General features: G+C 63.6%; 8 protein-coding genes and 2 pseudogenes. All 10 read right to left on the reverse strand.

The annotated features are described in order from the left end of the window. Nucleotides 1–51: 51 nt before the first annotated feature. Nucleotides 52–483, reverse strand: a complete 432-nt coding sequence (locus tag CAK78_RS23290; protein WP_094696216.1) for a prepilin-type N-terminal cleavage/methylation domain-containing protein — start codon at nt 481–483, stop codon at nt 52–54. Between the two features lie 14 nt (nt 484–497). Then, nucleotides 498–1,169 (reverse strand): MSHA fimbrial major subunit MshB, encoded by a 672-nt coding sequence (gene mshB / locus CAK78_RS02225; RefSeq protein ID WP_094696217.1) that lies wholly within the window; start codon nt 1,167–1,169, stop codon nt 498–500. Between the two features lie 77 nt (nt 1,170–1,246). Continuing rightward, nucleotides 1,247–1,708, reverse strand: a complete 462-nt coding sequence (locus CAK78_RS02230; RefSeq protein ID WP_094696218.1) for a hypothetical protein — start codon at nt 1,706–1,708, stop codon at nt 1,247–1,249. 120 nt (nt 1,709–1,828) lie between these two features. Further along, a complete protein-coding gene (mshG, locus tag CAK78_RS02235; protein ID WP_094696219.1) occupies nt 1,829–3,049 on the reverse strand; it encodes an MSHA fimbrial biogenesis protein MshG in 1,221 nt (406 codons plus the stop codon). A 53-nt stretch (nt 3,050–3,102) separates the two neighbouring features. Continuing rightward, nucleotides 3,103–4,812 (reverse strand): MSHA fimbrial ATPase MshE, encoded by a 1,710-nt coding sequence (mshE, locus tag CAK78_RS02240; protein WP_094696220.1) that lies wholly within the window; start codon nt 4,810–4,812, stop codon nt 3,103–3,105. Between the two features lie 187 nt (nt 4,813–4,999). After that, nucleotides 5,000–5,767: pseudogene (mshM, locus tag CAK78_RS02250) on the reverse strand (MSHA fimbrial biogenesis protein MshM); the annotation flags it as partial. 92 nt (nt 5,768–5,859) lie between these two features. After that, entirely contained in the window at nt 5,860–7,533 is a 1,674-nt protein-coding gene (gene mshL / locus CAK78_RS02255; RefSeq protein ID WP_094696221.1) for a pilus (MSHA type) biogenesis protein MshL, read from the reverse strand. Nucleotides 7,534–7,603: 70 nt separating this feature from the next. Then, nucleotides 7,604–7,930 carry a SctD/MshK family protein gene (locus CAK78_RS02260; protein ID WP_094696222.1) on the reverse strand — a complete coding sequence of 109 codons (327 nt, stop codon included), beginning with the start codon at nt 7,928–7,930 and terminating at the stop codon, nt 7,604–7,606. Continuing rightward, nucleotides 7,923–8,006: pseudogene (locus CAK78_RS22580) on the reverse strand (MSHA biogenesis protein MshJ); the annotation flags it as partial. The gene CAK78_RS02260 and the pseudogene CAK78_RS22580, both read right to left, overlap by 8 nt. A gap of 17 nt (nt 8,007–8,023) precedes the next feature. Then, nucleotides 8,024–8,274: zinc ribbon domain-containing protein (locus CAK78_RS23320; RefSeq protein WP_141214106.1), on the reverse strand; the 251-nt coding region annotated here is incomplete at its 5' end.

The raw sequence follows: 8,274 nt of genomic DNA on the forward strand, positions 1-8,274 counted from the left end.
ATAAACAAGGAGGCGAGGCATAAGCCTCGCCTCCTTGACACTAACGCTGAATCAGCATCCACCCAGAGTGGCGGTGGCGCCAGCGGTACTGGTAGCGGGAGCATAGGTCACTGTACACTTGGAACCGCTGGTAGCAAATACGAAGTTTGCACCAGAGGCAGCACCAGCCCAGGAACCATCGATGGTAACGGCGCGCTGGATGCCAGTGCTGGTCGCTGCCGGATAACCATAAACCACATCAATGCTGGTACCATCGCTGCTGCTTACAGCGCCGTTGGCATCACGCTCGACACCGACCAGTGCTGACTTGCTGTAAACCAGCTGAGCTGAGCTGCTGACTGCTGCCTGTACGCCCTGAGCGGCGGATTTCTTGGCATCATCCTGCAGATTCAGGAACTTGGGTGCAGCGGTCACTGCCAGGATACCCAGAATGATGATCACGATGACCAGCTCGATCAGGGTAAAACCCGCCTGTTTTTTCATCTTGTTTTCCTCTGTCAATTAATGTTGGTGGTCACCTGACCGGAAGCCGGACGGTAACTGAAACTCATGAATGCATCAGTGCTGCCTTGCGGATCCTGATACTTGCCATCACTACCCTTACTCAAACTATTGACCAGATAGTAGCGGCAGACCGAGTCCAGGCCGTTATTGGTCACACTGACATAGTATTTCAGGTCATTGCCACTACCACGCACCTCGCTGAAGCTGGTGGTAGCCTTGGGCGGATTCTGCAGCAGACCCTCCCAAATCTTGAGACAGCGCGGGGCCGTCAGGTTGGCCGGATCCACGTCGATGCCACCGCCCGCCGCGGTATCCATGGGGTAGCCGGGCGACAGCTCGCCATTGCTGACCTGGGTATCGGTCGGCGTGGTCAGATAGAAGCGGGAGCCGTCATAGAGTACGGTATTGAGGCTGTCCTGCTTGGCACGCCCTTCGGCCTCCCACTGGGCCCGCACCAGCGATACGCCAGTAGCGAACCCGCCGGAGACCCCCTCCACGCTGGCCTTCTTGGCCTCGTCGGTCACATCGAGAAAACGGGGCAAGGCCGTCACTGCCAGGATCCCCAGGATGACGATGACGATCACCAGCTCGATCAACGAGAAACCCGTTGCCCGATGGGGGCTCGCCACACCGGCATATCTTGGAACCAGTCGCGTTGTTGTCATGAACCCTCCGTAATAACCCACATTATTTCATGTAGATACAAAAAAATCATTTAGCTGGCTCGCAAAAAAAGCCTCATTCAGGGCTTTTCCAGCACTCTGCCGTCAGAAAAGTGATAAAACAGCCAATTAGGTTCCAAGCCGAACTCACATCCGGTGCCATCCTGGCTCGCCAGGGCCTGCACCGGCGGCTGGGTCGAAGCCGTTGCGCCAATGAGCCGATCCCACAGCCAGCGGCAATGCCCGGAGGGCGTCAGCGGGTCACCGCTACCCAGCGGCCAGCCCCGCGCATCAAACTGCCAGGCCACCCCGTCGACATGCAACAGGGCCGGACGTCGCTGCTCCAGCCAGAGCCCGTGCAGGCGCTGGGCTCGCTCGGCAAACTGCTCCCCCAGCAGGGTCAGACTAACGGCCAGCGCTTCCTCCCGGTGGACAAGATAGCTCCGGGCCAGGGTCGCCACTATGATCAGCAACAGGATCACCGCGGCCAGCCGCCGATAGCCTCCCAGCCAGTGCTCATCCTGTTGTGACTGTCGACTCACCCGTCTCGCTCCACGCTCTGCCGCTTATCCACACCGCCCGCATCATATCCCGCCTCAGTGACCGGTTATTTGCCACGTACGGCGCACACCATGCCCCGCAGTGACGGTAAAGATATCGGCTTACTTGCCACGCACCGCACGCATCATGTCCCACATCGGCGTAAAGATACCTAGCGCCAGGATCAGCACCATGACCGCCACGATCCCGATCAGGATCGGCTCGATCCGGGCGGTGAGGCTCTTGAGGTCATAATCCACCTCCCGTTCGTAATACTCGGCCGCCTCGTGCAGCAGATCATCGACCTGGCCGGTTTCTTCCCCCACCGCGATCATCTGCATCACCAGCGGGGTAAACAGGCCGCTGGCCCCGGCGGTACGCAGCAAGCTCTCGCCCCGCTCGATGCCGGCCCGCATGTCGCGGATCCGCCCCGCCATGTGCGCGTTGTCCACCGCGTCGGCCACCAGGCTCAGCGCCGTGTTGAGCGGCACCCCGGCCTTGAGCATCATGGAGAAGCTGCGGGCGAAGCGGGCCAGCAGGGAGCGCTCGATAATGGTGCCGACGATCGGCAACTTGAGCTGCCATCTGTGCCAGGTCAGCTTGCCCTTGACCGTTCTGACCCAGTGCCGCCAGCCGAACACCATGGCCAGCAGCATGCCGAGCATCACCCACCAGTAGTGCACGAAGAAGTGGGAAGTGGCGAGCAGGATCCGGGTCGCCAGCGGCAGCTCAACGCCAAATTTGGCGAACATGCCGGCAAAGACCGGGATCACCATGATGTTGAGGATCACCATGGCGATGCCGATGGCAATCAGCACGAAGCTGGGGTAGCGCATGGCGGTCTTGATCCGCTTGCGGGTTTCCAGCTCCAGCTCGAAATAGTTGGCAAGCTGCAAGAACGCCTCTTCCAGCTGACCCGTGTTCTCCCCCACGTGGATGATGGCCACAAACAGGGTGCTGAACACCCTGGGGTGAGCCTGCATTGAACTCGACAGCGGCCGGCCGTTGCCCAGATCCTCCCCCAGCGCGTGCAGCGCCCGCTTGAGCGGCTTGCTGTGGGCGCTCTCCTCCAGTCCGGCGATGGCGCGCAGGATGGGGATGCCGGCCCGGGTCAAGGCATACATCTGGCGGCTGAACACCACCAGCTCGTCCAGCCGCACGCCCCGCTCCAGCAAGAGGGACCAGTCGAGGGAGGCCGCCTTCGCCTTGCCGGGTTTCAACTCGGTGGGCATCACGCCACGGCGCATCAGCTGCTCGGCCGCCGCCATCTCGTTGGCCGCGTCCACCACGCCGCTGACGGCATTGCCCTGGCTGTCGCGCCCCTTGTAGGCAAAGCTGCTCATGGTGTGCCTCGCGCCAGCCAGCCCCGTTCACTGCCGATGAAGTTGGTCATCACTTACCCCAGATCCTCGGCCAGTCTCAGCACCTCGTCCACCGAGGTGATCCCCTGGCGAGCATAGTCGAGCGCCGTCAGGGCCAGGGGTCGGTAGTGCTCGTGCTCCCGCGCCGCCCTGGCGAAGCCCTCGGCGTCGTTGCGGCGCAGGGCATCCATCATGGACTGATCCAGCTCCAGCAGCTCGTACACCCCGATCCGGCCGGCGTAGCCGGTGAAGTTGCAGCTCTGGCAGCCGCGCCCCTTGTGGTAAACGTGTTCCCCCGGCGTTTCGCCAGAGAGCACGGTCAGCCAGGTGGCCTGACCCTCGTCCGGCGCCTTCTCCTCCACGCAGTGCTCGCACACCCGCCGCACCAGCCGCTGGGCCACCACGGCCCGCAGCGCGCTCGCCACCAGATAGCCGGGCGCCCCCATGTCGATGAGGCGCAGGGCGCTGGTGACGGCATCGTTGGTGTGCAGCGTGGTCAGCACCAGGTGACCGGTGATGGCACCGCGCAGGCCGATCTCCACGGTTTCGTTGTCCCGCATCTCCCCCACCAGCAGGATGTCCGGATCCTGACGCAGGGTGGAGCGCAGCACGTGGGAGAAGGTGAGCCCGATCTTGGGATTGACCTGCACCTGATTGACCCTGGGCAGCCGGTATTCCACCGGATCTTCCACCGTGATGATCTTCTGGCTGGCCTGGTTGAGCTCGGAGAGGGCGCCGTAGAGGGTGGTGGTCTTGCCGCTGCCGGTGGGGCCCGTCACCAGGATCATGCCGTGGGGCCGCTTGAGCTGGCGCCGGAAGCGGGTCAGGATCTCCGGCGGCATGCCGGTCTCGGTCAGCGACAGGATGCCGGAGGATTGATCCAGCAGCCGCATCACCACGGACTCGCCGTACTGCACCGGCATGGTCGACATCCGCACATCCACGTCGCGGCCACGCACCTTCATGTTGAAGCGGCCATCCTGCGGCAACCGCTTCTCGGAGATGTCGAGGCCGGCCACCAGCTTGAGGCGCAGCACCAGCGCCTGGGCGATGCGCACCTCGCTCAATATGTTCTCGTGCAGGATGCCGTCGATGCGCTGGCGAATGCGCAGCACCTTCTCGTCCGGCTCGATGTGAATATCGGAGGCCCCCACCTGCACCGCGTCCTCGAACAGGGAGCGCAGCAGCTTGGCCACCGTCGCCTCCCCCTCGTCGCCGGCCCCCAGATTGCTGGAGCCGAGCTCGAAGCCGGCGTCCTGATACTCCTCGTGCAGCTGCTCGGCGAAGCTCTCTATTTCGCGGGTGCGGCGATAGAGGCGGTCGAAATACTCCAGCAGCTGCCCTTCCCGGGCTACCGCCAGCACCATCTCGCGGGGACTGAGCAGGGCGGCGATGGCGTCGAGGGCGCTCAGGTCCGCCGGATCCGACATGGCCACCGTCACCCTGTTGTCGGTGAGGTTGACCGCCAGCGCCCGGTAGCGGCGCGCCTGCACTTCCGGCAGCAGCGGCACCGCCGATGCATCTATGGTGAGGTTGTTGAGATCGAAGAAGGGCACGTCCAGCTGGCGGGCGAGGAACTGCAGCAGCTGCACCTCGCTGATGAAGCCGAGATCGATCAGGGTGGTGCCCAGCTTGCGGCCGGTCTGACGCTGCTGCTGCAGGGCAAGCTGCAGCTGATCATCCGAGATGATCTGTTCCTGTACCAGCAGGTCGCCGAGGCGCATTTTCAGTCTGGGTTGTGCCATGCAAACTCCAAAAAAGTGATCCCGGCCGCCCGTCAGGGGGCGAGCTGGGCAATCCGCTGTTCAAGCCAGCTGGTCGAGGCCTCGCCCAGGTTGCCGTGCAACTGGGCATTGCGATAAGCGTCCAGCGCCCGCTGGCTGTGGCCCTGCCCATCCTCTGCCACGCCGAGCCCGAGCCACCAGCGGCCCTGATCCGGCGCGCCCCCTGGCCGTAGGCCAGCATCAGGCACTTTTGCGCCAGTATGTTGATGAGCCGCGGGATACCGCGTGAGGCGCGCCACAGCTGGCGCAGGGCCCGGCCGCCAAACAGCGGGGCCCCGCGATAACCGGAGATGTGCAATCTGTGCTCCAGATAGGCCCGGGTTTCGTCGAACCCCAGCGGCCGCAGGCAGTAGGAGAAGCCGATCCGCTGGCGCAGCTGGCGCAGATGGGGCTTGGCCAGCCTGGTATCCAGCTCGGGCTGGCCGAACAGCACTATCTGCAGCAGCTTGCTCGATTCGGTCTCCAGGTTGCCGAACAGCCGGATCGCCTCCAGCGTCTCGTCCGGCAGCGCCTGCGCCTCGTCGATCAGCACCACCACCCGGCTCCCCTGCTGATGCAAGGCGATCAGGTGGCGATGGATGCGATCGGTCAGATCCAGCTCGCTCTGATCCCGCACCGCCAGTCCCAGCTCCAGCGCCAGGGCGATGCGCAGCTCGGCCGGGTTGAGGTGGGGGTTGGGCAACCAGGCCAGACGCACTGGCCGCTCCTCGGAGCCCAGTTCGCTCAGCAGCTTGCGGCAGAGCAGGGTCTTGCCGGTGCCGACCTCACCGGTCACCTTGATGAAGCCCTCCCCCTGCGCCAGCGCCCAGTTGAGCACCTGCAGCGCCTCCTCGTGCGGGGGCAACCCGTAATAGAAACCGGTGTTGGGGGTGAGGCCGAAGGGAGCCTCCTGCAAACCGAAGTGGTTCAGGTACATGTCGTCAGCTCCCACGCCAAGGCCGGGCGGCCTGCAACAGACCACCCGCCAGCACCAGACCAGGGGACAGAGCCTGATACGCGTTCATGCCGTCACCCCTTGGGGGGATACCATTTGTCGAGCAGTTCGGAGGAGCGCTGCAGTTCGTTCTGCCAGGTGTCCTTCTCCACCACGGTCGGTTTGAGCAGGATCACCAGCTCCACCTTCTTGGTGCTTTCGCGCCGGTTGGTGAAGGCCTCGCCGACCCAGGGAATGTCCCCCAGCAGCGGCACCTTGCTGACAATCTCCTGCTTGTCGGTCTTCATCAGGCCACCGATGACGATGATGTCGCCGTTGTTGGCCTGCACCACGGTATCGGATTCGCGGATCGAGCTCCTGGCCAGCGGCAGGACCAAGGGATCCGCCGTGCCGACATCGATGGTCTTCTTCTGCTCTTCGGTGTCGATGACGGAGGGGTGGATATGCAGCAGCACCTTGCCCTCTTCATCGATCTGCGGCGTCACGTCCAGCGCGATGCCGGAGAAGAAGGGGGTCAGCTCAACATTGGGCGTGACTATCGGTGCCGATGTCCCTGAGGTGGTGGTCGTGGTGGAGGCGTTGGTGACGAAATACTCGTCCGTCCCCACCTTGATCACCGCCTTCTGGTTGTTGGTCGCCGTCACCCGCGGGCTGGAGAGGGTATTCACGTCCCCCTGGGTCTTGAGCAGGTTGACCGCCACGTTGAAGTTGCCGTCGGAAATCTTGAAGCCGGCCCCACCACCCAACGCGCTGAAGATCTGGTTCGGGGTGTTGGCAATCGGACTCGGCGTCAGCGAGCCGCCGCCGGTAATGCCCTTGTTGCCATCCCAGCTGGCGGAGAGACCGCTCCAGTCCACCCCCTGCTCGTAACCCTCGTTGAGGGCGACTTCGAGGATCCGCGCCTCCAGCACCACCTGGCGTTTGAGGTGGCTCTCGGACTGGTTGAGGAACTCGCGCACCGCCTTGAGCTCCTTCGGATAGGCCCGGACGGTGACCAGGCCCGCCTGCGGGCTGGTGATGACGGCGCGGCCGTCACCGCTGCCAATCAGGGTCTGCAGGGTGTCGCGCAGATCGGTCCAATAGTCGCTGTTGGTGTCGGTCTCGATGCGGGTGCCGTTGCTGTCACTGCCCGAGCTGCCGTTGGACGAACGGTTGCTGGTGCTGCTGTTGGTGCTGCCGTTGGCGTTATCGAAGTTGTTGTTATTGCTGTTGTTGCTGTCGTTAGAGGTCACCCCGCCGGTGCTGACCGAGGTGCGGGAGAGGCCGCGCCGGGACATCATCAGGTAGTTGACCGGAATGGTCTCGGTACGCAACCCGGCCGGGTAGACGTGAAACACGTTGCCCTTGCGCTGCACGTCGAAGCCGTACATGTCCCCTACCACCCCCAGCACCTCGGTCAGGGTCACGTCCTTGAGCTCGACCGAGATCTGGCCGGCCACCCCGGGGTGCACCGCCACGCTGTAGCGGGAGCCCTTGAACAGAGATCCGAAAAATTCCACCGCATCCACGTCGTGGGCGGCGATGCGCAGCCTGGGCTCCGGCATGCTGATGGCCTGGGGCGGGCGGTTCAGTTGCAGCAGTTCGCTCTGTACCGACTTGGGTACGCTGGTCAATGCGCCGGCCTTGCTCTGCTCGGTCATGGCATGCCGAAGCGCGTCCTTGGCCTGCACGGGTTCTGGGTGACGGTAGCTGGTACAGCCTGCCGTCAGCACGGCCACGGAAATCAGGCAGAGATGATGTTTTTTCATGTAATTAGTGCGCCCTGACTTGCAATTAAACTCGACAAACCTGGCTCCGCCCATCCCGGACGGAGCGCGTTCAGATGCGGATCTTGCTGGCAAACAGGGTCAGCGACTGGCGCTTGCCCCCCTTCTCCAGCACCACGGCATCTGCACTGATGGCCACCACGCGATAGCCCTCGACCAGCTGACCGACCCGATAGCTGTTGCCGTTGAGCACCGCCAGTGCCGGGCCGTTGCCCAGCATGATGCTCTGCAGCTTGGGCAGACCGGCCTCGCGGGAACCGGTCGCACTGGCGCCACTGGAGACACCGCTCAAGGGAGCGGTGGGATCCTGCAACACCTCGGTCTGCGCCTGGGCCAGCAGGGTGAACAGACACGCCCACAGGGGAAACCATCTAGCCACGAATGAACTCCTTGCTGGTGCTGAGGGTGTAGATCTCCATCTCCACCACGGCCCTGGGGTGCTCCTTCACCTGATATTGACATCCTCCCCCGCCTAAAGTCGGGGGATTCCTACGGCGCCCACCCCGGCATCGAGCCGGGGTGGGTCGCTTCGGCGGGTTCCTGCTGCTGGCGACCTTACTGCATCGCTCACTTCACAGGCGAACCGGGCGTGTCCCGCCCTTAAAACATTGATCGCGCCGACCAGATCAGCGTTTTCCTCGAAGCCACATTCGACGCACGCAAACCGCTCTTGCGTCTGCCGGTTGTCCGCCGATACATGGCCGCAGCACGGACAGGTGCGGC

The organism is Aeromonas sp. A35_P (assembly GCF_002259925.1).
Lineage (GTDB): Bacteria > Pseudomonadota > Gammaproteobacteria > Enterobacterales > Aeromonadaceae > Aeromonas > Aeromonas dhakensis.

Excerpts from the sequence above, each read along its gene's own strand:
- mshL (WP_094696221.1), bottom strand. The coding sequence starts at position 7,533 with ATGAAAAAACATCATCTCTGCCTGATTTCCGTGGCCGTGCTGACGGCA.
- CAK78_RS23290 (WP_094696216.1), bottom strand. The coding sequence starts at position 483 with ATGAAAAAACAGGCGGGTTTTACCCTGATCGAGCTGGTCATCGTGATC.
- mshB (WP_094696217.1), bottom strand. The coding sequence starts at position 1,169 with ATGACAACAACGCGACTGGTTCCAAGATATGCCGGTGTGGCGAGCCCC.
- mshE (WP_094696220.1), bottom strand. The coding sequence starts at position 4,812 with ATGGCACAACCCAGACTGAAAATGCGCCTCGGCGACCTGCTGGTACAG.
- mshG (WP_094696219.1), bottom strand. The coding sequence starts at position 3,049 with ATGAGCAGCTTTGCCTACAAGGGGCGCGACAGCCAGGGCAATGCCGTC.